This is a genomic window from Enterobacter cloacae complex sp. SHL020, assembly GCF_049236945.1.
In the GTDB taxonomy this organism is placed as follows: domain Bacteria; phylum Pseudomonadota; class Gammaproteobacteria; order Enterobacterales; family Enterobacteriaceae; genus Enterobacter; species Enterobacter dykesii.
This window is the reverse complement of the sequence record NZ_JBMKJF010000010.1, coordinates 116,804-134,220: the sequence shown is the minus strand read 5'-3', so window position 1 is coordinate 134,220 and position 17,417 is coordinate 116,804. Positions and strand designations below refer to the sequence as shown.

The 17,417-nt window shown below is 54.5% G+C and carries 22 protein-coding genes; 10 read left to right on the top strand and 12 right to left on the bottom strand.

Annotated elements, in window-relative coordinates; all coding sequences use genetic code 11:
* Positions 1-16 precede the first annotated feature (16 nt).
* The 3 genes from arcB (at position 17) to mtgA (ending at position 3,958) form a co-directional block, all read left to right on the top strand.
* Complete coding sequence (arcB, locus tag ACOTZB_RS19895) at positions 17-2,350, top strand: aerobic respiration two-component sensor histidine kinase ArcB (RefSeq protein WP_348941501.1); 2,334 nt, start codon at positions 17-19, stop codon at positions 2,348-2,350.
* A 232-nt stretch (positions 2,351-2,582) separates the two neighbouring features.
* Positions 2,583-3,236, top strand: a complete 654-nt coding sequence (gene elbB / locus ACOTZB_RS19890) for an isoprenoid biosynthesis glyoxalase ElbB (RefSeq protein ID WP_421628299.1) — start codon at positions 2,583-2,585, stop codon at positions 3,234-3,236.
* A complete protein-coding gene (gene mtgA, locus ACOTZB_RS19885; protein WP_029739613.1) occupies positions 3,233-3,958 on the top strand; it encodes a monofunctional biosynthetic peptidoglycan transglycosylase in 726 nt (241 codons plus the stop codon). The genes elbB and mtgA overlap by 4 nt, the downstream gene beginning before the upstream one ends.
* A 39-nt stretch (positions 3,959-3,997) precedes the next feature.
* Here the strand turns inward: mtgA and npr are convergent, their stop codons facing one another.
* From npr to ACOTZB_RS19830, 11 genes are all read right to left on the bottom strand, one after another.
* Positions 3,998-4,270, bottom strand: a complete 273-nt coding sequence (npr, locus tag ACOTZB_RS19880) for a PTS phosphocarrier protein NPr (protein WP_003861872.1) — start codon at positions 4,268-4,270, stop codon at positions 3,998-4,000.
* A complete protein-coding gene (gene rapZ, locus ACOTZB_RS19875; protein WP_008501442.1) occupies positions 4,267-5,121 on the bottom strand; it encodes an RNase adapter RapZ in 855 nt (284 codons plus the stop codon). Before rapZ ends, npr begins: the two co-directional genes overlap by 4 nt.
* 45 nt (positions 5,122-5,166) lie before the next feature.
* A complete protein-coding gene (ptsN, locus tag ACOTZB_RS19870; RefSeq protein ID WP_008501443.1) occupies positions 5,167-5,658 on the bottom strand; it encodes a PTS IIA-like nitrogen regulatory protein PtsN in 492 nt (163 codons plus the stop codon).
* Between the two features lie 82 nt (positions 5,659-5,740).
* Positions 5,741-6,028: a ribosome hibernation promoting factor gene (gene hpf / locus ACOTZB_RS19865; RefSeq protein WP_008501444.1), complete on the bottom strand. Its 288-nt coding sequence runs from the start codon at positions 6,026-6,028 to the stop codon at positions 5,741-5,743.
* A gap of 22 nt (positions 6,029-6,050) precedes the next feature.
* The gene (rpoN, locus tag ACOTZB_RS19860) at positions 6,051-7,484 is read right to left on the bottom strand and encodes an RNA polymerase factor sigma-54 (RefSeq protein ID WP_421628281.1); all 1,434 of its coding nucleotides are present in this window, start codon (positions 7,482-7,484) and stop codon (positions 6,051-6,053) included.
* Between the two features lie 47 nt (positions 7,485-7,531).
* A complete protein-coding gene (lptB, locus tag ACOTZB_RS19855; protein WP_033146751.1) occupies positions 7,532-8,257 on the bottom strand; it encodes an LPS export ABC transporter ATP-binding protein in 726 nt (241 codons plus the stop codon).
* Positions 8,258-8,263: 6 nt separating this feature from the next.
* Positions 8,264-8,818, bottom strand: coding sequence for a lipopolysaccharide ABC transporter substrate-binding protein LptA (gene lptA / locus ACOTZB_RS19850; protein ID WP_033146750.1), 555 nt, complete (start codon positions 8,816-8,818; stop codon positions 8,264-8,266).
* Complete coding sequence (gene lptC / locus ACOTZB_RS19845) at positions 8,787-9,362, bottom strand: LPS export ABC transporter periplasmic protein LptC (RefSeq protein ID WP_023309357.1); 576 nt, start codon at positions 9,360-9,362, stop codon at positions 8,787-8,789. Before lptC ends, lptA begins: the two co-directional genes overlap by 32 nt.
* A complete protein-coding gene (kdsC, locus tag ACOTZB_RS19840; protein WP_023309356.1) occupies positions 9,359-9,925 on the bottom strand; it encodes a 3-deoxy-manno-octulosonate-8-phosphatase KdsC in 567 nt (188 codons plus the stop codon). The genes lptC and kdsC overlap by 4 nt, the downstream gene beginning before the upstream one ends.
* A 14-nt stretch (positions 9,926-9,939) precedes the next feature.
* Positions 9,940-10,926: an arabinose-5-phosphate isomerase KdsD gene (gene kdsD, locus ACOTZB_RS19835; protein WP_421628279.1), complete on the bottom strand. Its 987-nt coding sequence runs from the start codon at positions 10,924-10,926 to the stop codon at positions 9,940-9,942.
* A 13-nt stretch (positions 10,927-10,939) separates the two neighbouring features.
* Entirely contained in the window at positions 10,940-11,917 is a 978-nt protein-coding gene (locus tag ACOTZB_RS19830) for a calcium/sodium antiporter (RefSeq protein WP_421628277.1), read from the bottom strand.
* A 227-nt stretch (positions 11,918-12,144) separates the two neighbouring features.
* Between ACOTZB_RS19830 and mlaF the strand changes: the two genes are divergently transcribed.
* The 7 genes from mlaF (at position 12,145) to murA (ending at position 16,938) form a co-directional block, all read left to right on the top strand.
* Complete coding sequence (gene mlaF / locus ACOTZB_RS19825) at positions 12,145-12,957, top strand: phospholipid ABC transporter ATP-binding protein MlaF (protein WP_024906354.1); 813 nt, start codon at positions 12,145-12,147, stop codon at positions 12,955-12,957.
* Positions 12,958-12,964: 7 nt separating this feature from the next.
* Complete coding sequence (gene mlaE / locus ACOTZB_RS19820; protein ID WP_010436044.1) at positions 12,965-13,747, top strand: lipid asymmetry maintenance ABC transporter permease subunit MlaE; 783 nt, start codon at positions 12,965-12,967, stop codon at positions 13,745-13,747.
* A 4-nt stretch (positions 13,748-13,751) separates the two neighbouring features.
* Positions 13,752-14,300 (top strand): outer membrane lipid asymmetry maintenance protein MlaD, encoded by a 549-nt coding sequence (gene mlaD / locus ACOTZB_RS19815; protein WP_126329192.1) that lies wholly within the window; start codon positions 13,752-13,754, stop codon positions 14,298-14,300.
* Positions 14,301-14,318: 18 nt separating this feature from the next.
* A complete protein-coding gene (gene mlaC, locus ACOTZB_RS19810) occupies positions 14,319-14,954 on the top strand; it encodes a phospholipid-binding protein MlaC (protein WP_047650934.1) in 636 nt (211 codons plus the stop codon).
* Positions 14,954-15,247: a lipid asymmetry maintenance protein MlaB gene (mlaB, locus tag ACOTZB_RS19805; RefSeq protein ID WP_421628275.1), complete on the top strand. Its 294-nt coding sequence runs from the start codon at positions 14,954-14,956 to the stop codon at positions 15,245-15,247. The genes mlaC and mlaB overlap by 1 nt, the downstream gene beginning before the upstream one ends.
* Positions 15,248-15,373: 126 nt before the next feature.
* A complete protein-coding gene (gene ibaG / locus ACOTZB_RS19800; protein ID WP_008501458.1) occupies positions 15,374-15,628 on the top strand; it encodes a BolA family iron metabolism protein IbaG in 255 nt (84 codons plus the stop codon).
* Between the two features lie 50 nt (positions 15,629-15,678).
* Positions 15,679-16,938, top strand: coding sequence for a UDP-N-acetylglucosamine 1-carboxyvinyltransferase (gene murA / locus ACOTZB_RS19795; RefSeq protein WP_023309349.1), 1,260 nt, complete (start codon positions 15,679-15,681; stop codon positions 16,936-16,938).
* Positions 16,939-16,998: 60 nt separating this feature from the next.
* Here the strand turns inward: murA and sfsB are convergent, their stop codons facing one another.
* Positions 16,999-17,286, bottom strand: coding sequence for a DNA-binding transcriptional regulator SfsB (sfsB, locus tag ACOTZB_RS19790; RefSeq protein ID WP_047650931.1), 288 nt, complete (start codon positions 17,284-17,286; stop codon positions 16,999-17,001).
* Positions 17,287-17,417 lie beyond the last annotated feature (131 nt).

Genomic DNA, 17,417 nt, shown 5'->3' with positions numbered 1-17,417 from the left:
CGTGAAGGGATCCTCTATGAAGCAAATTCGAATGCTTGCCCAGTATTACGTCGACCTGATGATGAAGCTTGGGCTGGTGCGTTTCTCCATGCTGCTTGCGCTGGCGCTGGTCGTTCTGGCCATTGTCGTGCAAATGGCCGTCACCATGGTTCTGCATGGCCAGGTCGAGAGTATCGACGTCATCCGCTCCATCTTCTTTGGCTTGCTCATTACGCCCTGGGCGGTCTATTTCCTTTCCGTAGTGGTTGAACAGCTGGAAGAGTCCCGTCAGCGTCTGTCAAAACTGGTCGATAAACTGGAAGAGATGCGCGAGCGCGACCTGAAGCTCAACGTCCAGCTTAAAGACAACATTGCGCAGCTGAATCAGGAGATCTCCGATCGTGAGAAGGCGGAAGCCGAGCGTCAGGCCACCCTGGAGCAGCTGAAAATCGAAATGAAAGAGCGTGAAGTCACGCAGATCCAGCTTGAGCAGCAATCCTCTTTCCTGCGGTCGTTCCTCGATGCTTCGCCGGATCTGGTGTTTTACCGTAATGAAGATAAAGAGTTTTCCGGCTGTAACCGGGCGATGGAGTTGCTCACCGGGAAAAGCGAGAAGCAGCTGATTAACCTGAAGCCGCAGGACGTTTACTCTGAAGAGGCGGCGGCCAAGGTTATGGAGACGGACGAAAAAGTATTCCGCCATAACGTCTCGCTGACCTATGAACAGTGGCTGGATTATCCGGACGGACGCAAAGCCTGCTTTGAGATCCGTAAGGTGCCCTACTATGACCGCGTGGGGAAACGCCACGGCCTGATGGGCTTTGGCCGCGATATCACCGAGCGTAAGCGCTACCAGGATGCCCTGGAGCGCGCCAGCCGTGATAAGACTACCTTTATCTCCACCATCAGCCACGAGCTGCGTACGCCGCTTAATGGCATTGTCGGGCTGAGCCGTATTCTGCTGGATACCGACCTGACCGCAGAGCAGGAAAAATACCTTAAGACTATCCATGTCTCAGCGGTCACGCTGGGTAATATCTTCAACGATATTATTGATATGGATAAGATGGAGCGCCGTAAAGTTCAGCTTGATAATCAGCCTGTTGATTTCACCAGCTTCCTTGCCGATCTGGAGAACCTCTCCGGCCTGCAGGCGCAGCAGAAGGGACTCAGTTTTGTTATGGATCCAACCCTGCCGCTGCCGCATAAAGTGGTGACCGACGGCACGCGTCTGCGCCAGATCCTGTGGAACCTTATCAGCAACGCGGTGAAGTTTACCCAGAAGGGGCAGGTGGCGGTGCGCGTCCGCTATGACGAAGGCGACATGCTGCACTTCGAGGTGGAGGACTCCGGGATGGGCATTCCGCAGGAGGAGCAGGACAAAATTTTCGCGATGTACTATCAGGTTAAGGACAGCAACGGCGGGAAACCGGCGACCGGTACGGGCATTGGCCTGGCCGTGTCTAAACGGCTGGCGAAGAGTATGGGTGGCGATATCACCGTTGCCAGCCAGCCTGGCAGCGGATCAACCTTCACGCTGACGGTTCATGCCCCTGCGGTGGCGGAAGAGGTTGAGGATACCTTTGCAGACGACGATATGCCGCTGCCCGCGCTGCACGTCCTGCTGGTGGAAGATATCGAGCTGAACGTGATTGTGGCGCGCTCGGTGCTGGAAAAACTGGGCAACAGCGTGGATGTCGCGATGACCGGTAAGGCCGCGCTGGAGATGTTTAAACCGGGCGAATACGATCTTGTCCTGCTGGATATTCAGCTGCCGGATATGACCGGGCTGGATATTTCGCGTGAGCTGACGCGTCAGTACGCGGCCGACGAACTGCCGCCGCTGGTGGCGCTGACGGCGAACGTGCTGAAAGATAAAAAAGAGTATCTCGATGCCGGTATGGACGATGTACTCAGCAAGCCGCTGGCGGTGCCTGCTCTGACCGCCATGATTAAGAAGTTCTGGGATACCCATGATGAAGAGGAGAGCACCATGACGTCTTTAGATAGCGCAAAAGCCCAAACGATACTCGATACCGCGATGCTGGAGCAGTACATCGATCTGGTGGGGCCGAAACTGATTACCGACGGTCTGGCAGTGTTCGAAAAAATGATGCCAGGCTATCTGAGCGTGCTGGAATCAAACCTGACGGCCCGGGACCAGAAGGGCATCGTCGAAGAAGGTCATAAAATCAAAGGTGCCGCCGGCTCGGTTGGCTTACGCCATCTGCAGCAACTGGGTCAACAGATTCAGTCGCCTGATTTACCTGCATGGGAAGATAACGTGGGTGATTGGGTTGAAGAGATGAAACAAGAGTGGCAAAACGATGTTGCGGTACTTAAAGCCTGGGTCGACGCCAGAAAAAAATGACCCCGGATTAACCGGGGTGCGCGAATACTGCGCCAACACCAGGGAAATCGTGGCTGCGCCTGTTTTTTAAAGTTATTTTCGAAATGGCGCTGCCTGAAAAATTTAGGCCGCACGCAGATAAGATAGCAAATCTTAAATGGTTTGTTACATGAATCAGTGAAATGTGTGAAGCATAGCGTTTTAATCAAAATTATTAATGTGCTTCAGCAAGTTGCAGAAAAGGATTGTCATGATGAAAAAGATTGGTGTCGTGCTGAGCGGATGCGGTGTTTTCGATGGTTCTGAAATACACGAAGCCGTAATCACGCTGCTGGCCCTGGCTAAGCAGGGAGCAGAGGTTATTTGTTTTGCGCCAGACAAAAATCAGGCGGATGTGATTAATCATCTGACCGGCGAGCCGATGGCGGAAACCCGTAATGTACTGATTGAAGCCGCACGTATTGCGCGAGGTGATATCCATCCTCTTATTCAGGCAGACCCTGCAGAGCTTGATGCGCTCATTGTGCCGGGTGGGTTTGGCGCGGCCAAAAATCTCAGTACCTTTGCTGTGCAGGGGGCGGAGTGTCAGATCGATCCTCATCTTAAAGCGCTGTCGCAGGCCATGCATGCGGCAGGAAAACCGCTGGGCTTTATCTGCATCGCGCCGGCAATGCTGCCTAAAATTTTTGATTTCCCGCTGCGGCTGACGATTGGCACCGATATTGATACCGCAGAGATCGTGGAGGAGATGGGGGGCGAACACGTTCCGTGCCCGGTTGATGACATTGTGGTTGATGAAGATAACAAAATTGTCACCACGCCAGCGTATATGCTGGCGAATAATATCGCTGAGGCGGCCTCAGGTATTGAAAAGCTGGTGGCTCGCGTGCTGGTGCTGACTGAATGAGGCGTAAATTTGCCGCAGGCGCAGGGGTGAAACGTTTTCTCTTGCGCATCGTACTTGTGCTGGCGGTATTCTGGGGAGGCGGGCTGGCTTTATTCAGCATTATGCCGGTTCCGTTCTCCGCCGTGATGGTTGAGCGCCAGCTTAGCGCGTGGTTCAGCGGCGATTTCAGCTATGTTGCCCACTCTGACTGGGTGAGCATGGACGAGATCTCCCCGTTCATGGGGCTGGCGGTCATCGCGGCGGAGGACCAGAAATTTCCGGAGCACTGGGGGTTTGACGTGGCGGCCATTGAGAAGGCGCTTGCCCATAACGAACGCCATGAAAACCGCGTGCGCGGTGCGTCAACTTTGTCGCAGCAGACAGCCAAAAATCTGTTTCTGTGGGATGGTCGAAGCTGGGTGCGAAAAGGGCTGGAAGCGGGTTTGACCCTGGGGATGGAAACGGTCTGGAGCAAAAAACGCATTCTGACCGTCTATCTCAACGTCGCTGAGTTTGGCGACGGCATATTTGGCGTGGAAGCTGCCGCACAGCGGTATTTCAATAAGCCAGCCAGCCGTCTGAGCATGTCAGAAGCAGCGCTATTGGCCGCTGTATTACCGAACCCTATACGCTTTAAGGCCAGTGCCCCATCAGGGTATGTGCGAAGCCGTCAGGCGTGGATTATGCGCCAGATGAATCAGCTGGGCGGAGAGGGGTTTATGCAGCGTAATAATCTTATGTAGGGCGGGTTAGCGCAGCGCTACCCGCCTGAATAGCAGACCTTAATCTTCGTCGAACCCTGCGTTAAACAGGGCAATCACCGCCGCCAGCGCTTCCTCTTCCTGAGGGCCGGTGGCTTCTACTTCAATCTGGCGCCCTTTGGCGGAATCGAGCATCAGCAGCGCGATCACGCTGTTCGCTTCCGCTTCGGTGCCTTCGTCATTACGCAGCAGCACTTCTGCATCGAAACCCTGCATCAGCTCAAACAGCTTCATCGCCGGGCGCGCATGCATACCCAGCTTGTTGGTGATCTCAACGGTTTGTTTTACGGTCATGTTTTACGTTTTTCCAGCGTGCGATGACGGGACTGAACGTTCTTCCCGCGCGAGCGGAAATAGTCGGCCAGCTGTTCGGCGATATAAACCGAACGATGTTTACCGCCGGTACAGCCAATCGCCACCGTCAGGTAGCTACGATTGTTTGTCTCCAGCATAGGTAACCATAGCTCAAGGTAGCTTCGCGTCTGGTAGATAAAATTGTGTACTTCTGTGTGCCGGTCGAGGAACGCCGCCACCGGCTTATCCAGACCGGTCATTGGACGCAGCTTCGGATCCCAGTGCGGGTTCGGCAGGAAGCGCACGTCGAAAACGTAATCCGCATCAATCGGAATACCGTGCTTAAAGCCGAAGGATTCGAACACCATCGTCAGTTCGCGCTCGCGTTTACCCAACAGCCGGGTACGCAGCATTTCCGCCAGCTCGTGAACGGACATCTCAGAGGTGTCAACAATCAGGTCGGCACGAGAACGCAGCGGCTCCAGCAGGTCGCTCTCTTCATCAATAGCGCTCTCCAGAGAGAGGTTCTTGCTGGAAAGCGGGTGCAAGCGACGGGTATCGCTGTAGCGGCGGATCAGCGTATTGCGGTCTGCATCAAGGAACAGCAGCTGAGGCGAGAACGTGTCAGGCAGGTTGCTCATGGCCTGTTCGAAGATCTCGGGCGATTCAGGCATGTTACGAACGTCGATACTGACCGCGGCAGAGGTTTGTCTCTCCGCCAGCGTGCGGGCCAGGTCGGGTAACAACACGACCGGCAGGTTATCGACGCAGTAAAAACCCATGTCTTCCAGGGCGCGCAGAGCAACGGATTTCCCCGACCCTGAACGGCCACTGACAATCATCAGCACCATGTTCCGTTTCTCCTCAGGACAACAGATGTGAAGGCCATCTCCTGGTTATGCATCATCCTGATTGCCTTCTGCTTCAGTGATAATTTGATAGAGCTCTTCATCACTTTGGGCCGAGCGCAGTCGACGGCAAATGGTTTTATCGGCCAGACGTTTCGCGACCAGCGACAGCGTATGCAGATGGGTTTTCGTCTGATCGGCAGGCACCAGCAGCGCGAAGAGGAGATCGACGGGCTGGTTATCAATGGCATCGAAGGCGATGGGCGTTTCAAGCTGCACAAACACACCAACGGCACGCAGGGTATCCTCTTCCAGTTTGCCATGCGGGATCGCGATGCCGTTGCCGATACCGGTACTGCCCATTTTTTCACGGGTCAGAATCGCTTCGAACACCACCTGCGGCGGCAGGCCCAGCTGTTTGGCAGCCAGTTCACTGATGATCTCCAGCGCACGTTTTTTGCTCTGGCAGTGAACCGCACTGCGGGTACATTCCTGGTTAAGGACATTGCTCAGTTGAAGAGCGGAATCGTTGTTCATCATAATTTCACCTAAGCGCTAACTGTACAAATGGCCTGTTGTGTTTCACAACAGGCCGTCCTGCACCCGTTAACTGCCCGGACAATTAGTGTTGTTTCAGTTTATCTTTATGTTTATTGAGCTGTCGTGCAAGCTTATCAATCAAGCCGTCGATAGCAGCGTACATGTCTTGCCCTTCCGCACTGGCATGCAGTTCACCCCCGTTAACATGCAGGGTGGCATCCGAGATATGAGTCACTTTCTCCACTTTCAACACAATATAGACCTGATTGATCCTTTCGAAATACTGCTCGAGTTTTGCAAACTTCGCGTTCACGAAGTCGCGTAAAGCCTCAGTAATTTCGACGTTTTGTCCAGTGATGTTGAGCTGCATAGTGTCTTCCTTATCGGTTGTGTCAGACCAGCTGTTTACGCTGGTTGGACGGCGGAATGGATAAAGACTCTCGATACTTCGCAACAGTACGACGTGCCACCATAATACCCTGATCGGACAGCATGGTGGTTAACTTACTGTCGCTTAGTGGCTTCGCGGGGTTCTCCGCGGCGATCAACTTCTTCACCAGGGCACGAATGGCCGTTGACGACGCTTCGCCGCCGCCCTCGGTATTAACATGGCTGGAGAAGAAATACTTAAGCTCAAATATACCGCGTGGACTGTGCAGATACTTCTGCGTGGTGACACGGGAAATGGTTGATTCATGCATCTCGACGGCCTGGGCGATATCCGCCAGTACCATCGGTTTCATATACTCTTCGCCCTGCTCGAAGAACGCCTGCTGCTGTTCGACAATACAGCGGCTGACGCGCAGCAGCGTATCATTTCGGCTCTCCAGACTTTTGATCAACCATCGCGCTTCCTGAAGATTGCTGCGAATATACTGGTTGTCGGAGTCGTTACGCGCGCTGGTGCACATGGAGGCATACTGCTGGTTGATTTGCAGGCGAGGGATGCTGTCTGAATTCAGTTCAACGACCCAGCGGCCGTTGTGTTTTCTCACCAGCACGTCCGGGATCACGTACTCGGGTTCGCTGGTCTGGATCGACTGACCGGGGCGCGGATCGAGCGACTGGATCAGATTCACCGCTTCTTTCAGCACCTCTTCCTTCAGGCGCGTGACGCGCATCAGGCTGCGGAAATCGTGGTTGGCCAACAGATCCAGATGATCGCTGATGATTAAGCGCGCCTCGTCGAGCCATGGCGTCTCTTTGCTGAACTGAGAAAGCTGGATCAGCAGGCAGTCGCGCAGATCTTTTGCGGCCACGCCTACCGGATCGAAACGCTGGATGCGCTTCAGAACGGCTTCGATCTCCTCAAGTTCAATCTCTTCGTCGCCCATGCTTTCCAGGATATCGTCCAGCGTGACGGTCAAATAGCCGGTGTCGTCAACGGCATCGACAATGGACGTGGCAATCGCGCGGTCGGTATCGGAGAAGGGGGTGAGTTCCACCTGCCACATCAGGTAATCCTGCAGCGACTGGGTGGTCTCACCCTGGTAGACCGGTAGCTCATCATCCTGGTAGTCTGCACGCGTACCGGAAGGGGTTCCGGCGGTGTAGATTTCATCCCAGCTGGCATCCAGCGGAAGCTCGTCGGGCATCTCTTTTTGTTCGAGTGCATCCGCGGTGTCGAGCGCTTCTGTATCCTGTGACTGCTGAGCATCTACCTCGTCATGAAGATCGGTTTGTTCCAGCAGGGGGTTGCTGTCCAGCGCCTGCTGGAGCTCCTGCTGAAGTTCTAACGTGGACAGTTGCAACAGGCGAATTGCCTGCTGTAGCTGCGGCGTCATTGCCAGTTGTTGGCTGAGCCTTAATTGCAAACCTTGCTTCATGTTCAGAGCGTTTTTCTCCGGTTCGGCGTTACGTTACCTCTACCCTATCAGAGTCTGAAGTCTTCCCCAAGATAGACGCGCTTAACATGATCGTCTTCGAGGATCTGTTGCGGCGTACCGTGGGCGATCAGATTGCCCTGGCTCACAATATACGCGCGTTCACACACGGCCAGCGTTTCACGGACGTTGTGGTCGGTGATCAGTACGCCAAGCCCGCTGTCGCGCAGGTGTTCGATGATGCGTTTAATGTCGATAACCGAGATCGGGTCAACGCCGGCAAACGGTTCATCCAGAAGGATAAATTTCGGGTTTGCGGCCAGCGCACGCGCAATCTCAACACGACGGCGTTCACCCCCGGAGAGGGCCTGACCGAGGCTGTCGCGCAGATGCTCAATGTGGAACTCTTCCATCAACTCGTTGGCACGATCCTGACGCTGTTCGCTGGTCAGATCGTTACGAATTTCCAGGACCGCCATCAGGTTATCGTAAACGCTAAGACGACGGAAAATGGAGGCTTCCTGCGGCAGGTAGCCGATCCCGCGACGCGCGCGCGCGTGCAGAGGCAGAAGGCTGATGTCTTCATCGTCAATGATAATGTTGCCGGCATCGCGCGGCACAATGCCAACGACCATGTAGAAAGTGGTGGTTTTACCCGCACCGTTAGGGCCAAGCAGCCCCACGATTTCGCCGGAGTTGACGGTCAGACTGACATCTTCTACGACACGGCGGCCCTTGTAGGCCTTCGCGAGATTTTTTGCAGTTAATGTTGCCATAACTAATTAGTTACTCTTCTTCTGTGCCGGGGCCTGGCCTTTGCCTTTGTCCTGCAGCTGCGACGGAACCAGGACGGTCGTGACGCGTTTGCCTTTCTCGCTGGAGGCCTGCATTTTTTGCTCTTTCACCAGATAGGTGATCTGGTCGCCGGTAATGTTGCTGTCCAGCTGTTCCAGATACGCGTTTCCGGTCAGGATGACCAGGTCCTTCGCCAGCTCATAGTGCATATGCGAGGCGCGGCCTTTCACCGGCTTGCCGTTGTCCTGCATCTGGTAGAAGGTGGCCGGGTTGCCGTAACCATCAATGATCTCTTTGCCCTGCTCGCCACCCGGACGGGTCACGACCACTTTGTCGGCGTTAATTTTGATGGTGCCCTGAGTCATGACGACGTTACCCGTGAAGGTGACGACGTTGCCCTGCATATCGAGCGACTGGGTATCAGACTCGATATGGATCGGTTGGTCGGTATCGCCCGTTACAGCAAGCGCGGGGAGACTGGTCGCCAGCATCGCGCTGGCGATAATTACTTTAAGGCTGAGTTTGTTTGTTTTGAATTTCATAGGAGGTTCTAACCTTTTCAATCAGCTCGGCGTTCTTGCTGCGTAAGTTCCCGCGCATTCTCAAACCGCTGGAATTAAATGTTGTGCCATACAGTGTGACCAGATCCTGCGAGGTCACGTCCTGGGTTACCAGGTTAATCTGGGCATTATCCGTCGTAATTTTTCTCAGTTGCGAGTCAGCGGTCAGGGCGTTGACTTCAACGTGACCATACAGATAAAGCATACGGTCATTTGTCAGTTTTGCCCGATCTGACTTAATTGACCACGTCGGCACTTTGTCCTTATCAAATGTGGTCATGACAGGCTGGGTAAACCACGAAATACCGTCATCTGAAAAATATTCAACATGCTGGGCAATCAGGCGATAGTTCAGCGCGCCTTCCGGGCTGTAGACCACGGTGTCGCTGTGATCGCTTTTATAGGTTGGATCGTTATTGTTGACCACTTCCGTTTGCGTATCGTCGCGATCGGCAAGGTTCACGCCAATCAATACCAGTGCGACAAGCGAAAGCAAAATGATAATCCAGCGTCTGGTTTTACTCATATCGATTGCCCTTTGGCCTCATCAAGCTTGCCCTGCGCCAGCAAAAGCAGATCGCAGACTTCACGTACGGCACCACGGCCCCCGTTGATGTGGGTAACATAATCAGCGCGCGGGATCAGCAGCGGATGCGCATCGGCAACGGCGATGCTCAGCCCGACTTCAGCCATCACGGGCCAGTCAATCAGATCGTCTCCGACGTAGGCCACGTTTTCCGGTGCGATAGCCAGTTTACCCAGTAAATCCTTAAACGCCGCCATCTTATCGGATTGACCCTGATACAGATGGGTAATTCCTAAGGTTTCACAGCGGTCTTCTACCAGTTTAGCTTTTCGTCCGGTGATGATAGCCACCTCAATACCCGAGGTGAGCGCGCAGCGGATACCGTAGCCGTCGCGAACGTTAAACGCTTTCAGCTCTTCACCATTATTGCCCATGTAAATCAGGCCATCGGAAAGTACGCCATCCACGTCCAGGATGAGCAGACGAATGTTTTCCGCCTTTGCCATCATCTGGGTACTGACCGGTCCATAACAGGTTGCAAGGGATGCACCCGCATTACTCATTGTCTTATCCTTCATTACACTACGCCTGCGCGCAGCAGATCATGCATATGTACCACACCCAGCAACTGGTCGCCATCGGCAACCATCACTGAGGTAATGTGGTGGGACTGCATCAGGTTCAGCACATCCACCGCCAGCGTACCCGGACGGACGCGGATACCGCCCGGCGTCATCACATCGGCAATACCGAGCGTGCGGACGTCTACACCCATGTCGAACACGCGACGCAGGTCGCCATCGGTGAAGATCCCCTGAATTTTCATCAGGTCGTCGCACACGACCGTCATACCCAGATTCTTACGGGTGATTTCCAGCAGCGCATCACGCAGGGAGGCTTCTTTACTGACGTGAGGTATCTCATCCCCGGTGTGCATAATATCGTTTACCCGAAGCAGAAGCTTGCGCCCCAGCGCGCCGCCCGGGTGGGAAAGCGCGAAATCCTCCGGCGTAAAACCGCGGGCTTCGAGCAGCGCGACGGCAAGCGCATCACCCATGACCAGCGCGGCGGTGGTGCTGGACGTCGGCGCCAGGCCAAGCGGACAGGCCTCCTTGGGCACTTTCACGCACAGGTGAATATCGGCTGCCCGCGCCATGCTGCTTTCCGGACGGCTGGTCATGCAAATAAGCGGCACCTGCAGTCGCTTCAGTACCGGGATCAGCGCCAGAATTTCATTGGACTCCCCGGAGTTGGACAGCGCGATGACGATATCCTGCGGCGTGACCATACCCAGATCACCATGCGCGGCTTCCCCCGGATGTACAAAGAAGGACGAGGTGCCGGTACTGGCAAACGTTGCCGCCATTTTGCGTCCAATGTGGCCGGACTTGCCCATCCCCATCACCACGACTTTGCCGGCACAGTAGAACATCTTCTCACATGCCAGACTAAAATCCTGATTAATGTACTGATCTAACTGCGCCAGACCTTCACGTTCAATCTCCAGAACCTCTTTGCCTGCCTTCTGAAAGTCAAAACCCGGCTGCAATTCTATTTGCGACATAATGCGTTTCCGTTTACCCAGAGAGAAGAGGCGAGAGCCAGTACAGCATCGCCATCCATACGATAAATCCACCCGTCAGCAGCGCGCCTGCGCCTTTGCCGATCTGTCGTTGCCGCCGCCAGCAGAGCAGGGCAAATATCACGCTGACCAATAACATCACGCCGTAGTCACGTGAGAACGCCAGGGGATTAAAGGGCCCTGGCGTAATCAGGGCCGGCAGGCCCATCACAATGGCGATATTAAATATGTTGGAACCGATGATATTGCCAATGGCAATGTCATCCTCACCTTTCCGTGCCCCCGCAATGGCCGTGGCCAGCTCCGGCAGGCTGGTGCCGATGGCAATCACCGTCAGGCCAATGGTCAGTTCACTGATGGCGAAATAGTTCGCCAGCACCGTCGCGTTATCCACAACCATGCGCGTTGCCATCGGCATGATGATCAGCGCAATGCCAAGCCAGAGCAGGGCAACAGGCAGCGTGCCTTCTCGCGGCAGTTCGGCGACCTGCTCCCGCGTGAGGCTATCCTGACCCTGCTTCTCAGCCAGGCGGGCGATTTTAACACTATACAGCAGCCAGATGACGGCCAGCGCCAGCAGGAAAATGCCGTCGCTGTAGCTCAGTACACCATCATAAAATACGCAGCCTGTCAGCAGGCTTACGATTAACATTAGCGGCAATTCACGGCGCAGAACATCAGAATGCACGCGAAATGGATGGAGCAGTGCGGCCAGGCCTAAAATCAAGAGTATATTGACGATGTTAGAGCCAATCGCGGTGCCTACTGCCAGGTCTAACTGACCATGCAGCGATGCTGTTACAGAGACGATGATTTCAGGAAGTGACGTTCCAACACTGACAACGGTCATCCCGATGACGACAGGCGGTACGCCCGTCAGGCGACACAGGATAGATGCAGCAAACACTAAACGGTCAGCACTGTAGACCACCAAAAGTAAACCAATTATTAACAGTGCTGTTGCTAAAAGCATCAAAAGTCCTTTCTTCAGGTATACTCGTCGGTCCATCGCACGGGAATGGCTGGACTGCATACAGTCTGAGGCGTAACGAATTCCTAATTTTGACTTTATGCGCCGGAAAAGTAAAACAAATGCCAGCTTTCGCTAACCTCAACGGCTATTATTCTGTAAAAATGCGGAGTTGAGGGCTGATTCAGGCGGCATGCCTTAACGTGAGCAGGGTAATAAAGGAACCATAAATGAGCCAAACGATGGCGAATTTAGTCGATGTTCGCGGCGTGAGTTTTTCTCGCGCCAACAGATTGATATTTGATGATATTTCGTTGACCGTACCGCGTGGCAAAATCACTGCCATCATGGGGCCGTCCGGGATCGGTAAAACGACCCTGCTGCGCCTCATTGGTGGGCAGATCCCACCTGATAGCGGTGAAATCCTCTTTGATGGCGAAAACATCCCGGAGATGTCACGCTCGCGTCTGTATACTGTCCGCAAACGCATGAGCATGCTCTTTCAGTCGGGAGCCTTGTTCACCGACATGAATGTCTTTGATAACGTGGCCTATCCGCTGCGCGAGCATACCAGCCTGCCGCCTGAACTGCTGAAAAGCACGGTGATGATGAAGCTCGAAGCCGTCGGTTTACGGGGCGCCGCGAAACTGATGCCTTCGGAGCTGTCCGGCGGGATGGCGCGCCGCGCCGCGCTGGCGCGAGCCATTGCATTAGAACCTGATTTAATCATGTTCGACGAACCGTTTGTTGGACAGGATCCCATCACGATGGGCGTGCTGGTGAAGCTCATCTCTGAACTAAACAGCGCGCTTGGCGTCACCTGCATTGTGGTGTCTCACGATGTACCGGAAGTATTGAGCATTGCCGATTACGCCTATATCGTGGCGGACAAAAAGATCGTCGCGCACGGTAGCGCTCAGGCGCTGCAGGAAAATTGCGATCCGCGCGTGCGGCAGTTCCTTGACGGTATTGCCGATGGCCCTGTGCCGTTCCGCTACCCCGCGGGCGACTATCGTGACGATTTACTGGGAATAGGGAGTTAAGCCACTCATGCTGTTAAATGCGTTGGCCGCTCTCGGACACCGTGGCATAAAAACCATCAGGACGTTCGGGCGTGCCGGATTGATGTTATTCAACGCGCTGGTCGGCAAGCCGGAATTCCGCAAGCACGCACCTCTGCTGGTGCGGCAGCTTTATAATGTCGGCGTGCTGTCGATGCTCATCATCATTGTCTCCGGTCTGTTTATCGGTATGGTGCTTGGGCTGCAGGGCTATCTGGTTCTGACAACCTACAGTGCGGAAACCAGCCTCGGGATGCTGGTGGCGCTCTCGCTGCTGCGCGAGCTGGGGCCTGTTGTGGCGGCGCTGTTGTTCGCCGGGCGCGCGGGGTCGGCATTAACGGCTGAAATTGGCCTGATGCGTGCGACCGAGCAGCTCTCCAGCATGGAGATGATGGCGGTCGACCCGCTGCGTCGCGTGATCTCGCCGCGTTTCTGGGCTGGGGTGATCTCTTTGCCGTTACTGACTATTCTGTTTGTCGCCGTGGGTATCTGGGGCGGTTCGCTGGTTGGCGTGCACTGGAAAGGCATTGATGCCGGTTTCTTCTGGTCCGCGATGCAGGACGCAATCGACCTGCGAATGGATCTGGTTAACTGTCTGATTAAAAGCGTGGTATTTGCCATTACGGTCACCTGGATTGCATTGTTCAATGGTTACGATGCCATCCCGACGTCGGCGGGCATTAGCCGTGCAACTACACGTACCGTCGTACATTCGTCGCTGGCCGTACTGGGTCTGGATTTTGTGCTCACCGCACTGATGTTTGGGAATTGAGTTCATGCAAACGAGAAAAAATGAAATTTGGGTCGGTGTATTCCTGCTGCTGGCGCTGCTGGCCGCGCTGTTTATCTGCCTGAGAGCGGCGGATATTACGTCTGTGCGCACCGAGCCGACGTATCGCATCTATGCCACCTTCGATAACATCGGCGGGCTGAAGGCGCGTTCACCGGTCCGCATCGGCGGCGTGGTGATCGGACGCGTATCTGACATTACGCTGGATGAGAAAACCTACCTGCCACGCGTCGCGATGGATATCGAAGAGCGTTACAACCATATCCCGGACACCAGCTCCCTTTCTATTCGTACTTCCGGTCTGCTGGGCGAACAATATCTGGCGCTTAACGTTGGCTTTGAAGACCCCGAGCTGGGAACGACTATCCTTAAAGACGGTAGCGTCATTCAGGATACGAAATCCGCGATGGTTCTGGAGGATATGATTGGTCAGTTCCTTTACAACAGTAAAGGGGATGAGAAAAAGTCTGACAATGCCCCTGCGCAGAGTGAAGACCATACCAATGCCGCGCCGACCCCAGGTGCTGCGAATTAATATCAGGAGAAGTCATTCATGTTTAAACGACTGTTAATGGTTGCCATGCTGGTCATCGCCCCTCTAACCGCCGCCCACGCTGCGGATCAGAGTAACCCGTACAAACTGATGGACGAAGCGGCGAAGAAGACCTTCGACCGTCTTAAAAACGAACAGCCTAAAATTCGTGCTAATCCTGATTATCTGCGTGACGTCGTTGATCAGGAACTGCTGCCGTACGTGCAGATTAAATATGCGGGTGCGCTGGTGCTGGGACGTTATTACAAAGACGCGACCCCTGCGCAACGTGATGCGTACTTTGCCGCGTTTCGTGAATACCTGAAACAGGCTTATGGCCAGGCGCTGGCGATGTACCACGGTCAGACCTATCAGATTGCGCCTGAGCAGCCGCTGGGCGATGCGACCATCGTCCCTATCCGTGTGACGATCAACGATCCTAACGGTCGTCCGCCGGTTCGTCTGGATTTCCAGTGGCGTAAAAACAGCCAGACCGGTCACTGGCAGGCGTATGACATGATTGCCGAAGGGGTAAGCATGATCACCACCAAACAGAACGAATGGAGCGACCTGCTGCGCACTAAAGGCATTGATGGCCTGACCGCTCAGCTGCAGTCTATCTCTCGTCAGAAAATTACCCTGGACGAGAAGAAGTAATGTTACAGCAACTCAGCTGGTCGCGTGAAGGCGAGACATTAAAGCTGTCCGGTGAACTGGATCAGGATCTGCTGAACCCACTGTGGGACAAACGCCACGAAGCGATGCAGGGTGTGACGCGTATCGACTTAACCGACGTTACGCGGGTGGATACGGCAGGTGTTGCGCTGCTTGCCCATCTGGTTGCCGTGGGGAAAAAGCAGGGGACAAGCGTCACGCTTCACGGCGCGAGCGATAATGTCGTGACCCTTGCGCAACTCTACAATCTCCCTCAGGACGTACTGCCTCGTTAATATTTTCAGTGCGTTACTTCCGAAAGCCCTGACAGTTTCATCGTCGGGGCTTTTTGCTTGTTTAAGACAACGCCACTTTGCTCTAAGATGTTGAGCTTGTTTTCACTATCAGATGATTAAGAGCCCATGGAAAATCATGAAATCCAGACAGTGCTGATGAATGCACTCTCCCTTCAGGAAGCCCACGTCACTGGCGATGGCAGTCACTTCCAGGTTATTGCTGTGGGTGAGATGTTCGACGGTATGAGCCGCGTGAAGAAGCAGCAGGCTGTGTACGCGCCTCTGATGGAATATATTGCGGATAACCGCATCCACGCCCTGTCGATTAAAGCGTTCACCCCGCAAGAGTGGGCACGCGATCGCAAACTAAACGGTTTTTGAGCTGAGGGCGACAGGCCCGCAGCACGGTTGATTTTATAAGAGAATACACAATGGATAAATTTCGTGTACAGGGGCCAACGCGTCTCCAGGGCGAAGTCACAATTTCTGGCGCTAAAAACGCCGCGCTGCCAATCCTCTTTGCTGCGCTGCTGGCTGAAGAGCCGGTAGAAATTCAGAACGTACCGAAGCTGAAAGATATCGACACCACCATGAAGCTGCTCACCCAACTGGGCACGAAAGTTGAGCGTAACGGTTCCGTCTGGATCGACGCCAGCAAGGTGAACAACTTTTCAGCCCCTTACGATCTGGTTAAAACCATGCGTGCATCCATCTGGGCGCTTGGCCCGCTGGTGGCGCGTTTTGGGCAGGGTCAGGTCTCTCTGCCGGGCGGTTGCGCCATCGGTGCGCGTCCGGTTGACCTGCACATCTTCGGTCTGGAGAAGCTGGGCGCAGAGATTAAGCTCGAAGAAGGTTACGTTAAAGCGTCCGTCAATGGTCGTCTGAAAGGCGCGCACATCGTCATGGACAAAGTGAGCGTGGGCGCAACGGTGACCATTATGTCTGCGGCGACGCTGGCAGAAGGTACCACCATCATCGAAAACGCCGCGCGCGAACCGGAGATTGTGGATACCGCCAACTTCCTCGTGGCGCTGGGGGCGAAGATTTCCGGTCAGGGTACCGACCGTATCACCATCGAAGGCGTTGAGCGTCTGGGCGGCGGTGTCTATCGCGTTCTGCCGGACCGTATCGAAACCGGTACCTTCCTGGTCGCTGCGGCGATTTCTGGCGGGAAGATTGTTTGTCGCAACGCGCAGCCAGATACCCTGGATGCGGTGCTGGCGAAACTGCGCGATGCGGGTGCGGATATCGAAATCGGAGAAGACTGGATCAGCCTCGATATGCACGGTCAGCGTCCAAAAGCGGTTAATGTGCGTACGGCGCCGCATCCGGCGTTCCCTACGGACATGCAGGCGCAGTTCACCCTGTTGAACCTGGTTGCTGAAGGCACTGGTTTCATCACAGAAACCATTTTCGAGAACCGCTTTATGCACGTACCGGAACTTATCCGTATGGGTGCGCATGCTGAGATCGAAAGTAATACCGTGATTTGCCACGGCGTTGAGAAACTGTCAGGTGCTCAGGTGATGGCAACCGATCTGCGTGCGTCTGCAAGCCTGGTGCTGGCGGGTTGTATTGCGGAAGGCACAACGATCGTGGATCGTATCTATCACATCGATCGTGGCTATGAGCGTATCGAAGATAAACTGCGCGCGCTGGGTGCCAACATTGAGCGTGTGAAGGGCGAGTAATCGTTCCGGCAGCCCCCTGCCAGCAATGACCGGGGGGTTGCTGTTCCTGTCAAAAAAGCGTTATTCCTGTGGTTCTCTTTTTGCCTTTCTCTGGCGAATCATGCGCGATCTGTCGATAAATTCATGGGTAATGGGGTCGTGGTAGCGCGAAGGCCAAATCACCCACGGATGCGTATCCAGCGCCGTCGCGATGATTAATTCTCCCTTGGGCCAGGGGCGAGTGAGGGCGTTTGCCAGAGTGGAAGAACTTAGTCCATGGCGGCGGGACTCTGCTGCCAGTGAAGTGCCTCTTTTGTGCAGTGCGGCAATAATATCAGCCGTGTGCCAGTCGATAAATTTCGTATCCATAACGCCGTCCTTAAGTTTGGATTCACCTACGCCGTTTTTTCTGAAACGACGCGGTTACTATACCCATTTCAACTTCTTGTTCTAAAAAGTTCGCGTTACTTGATGGGATATTCAGAATAAGACACGGCTTT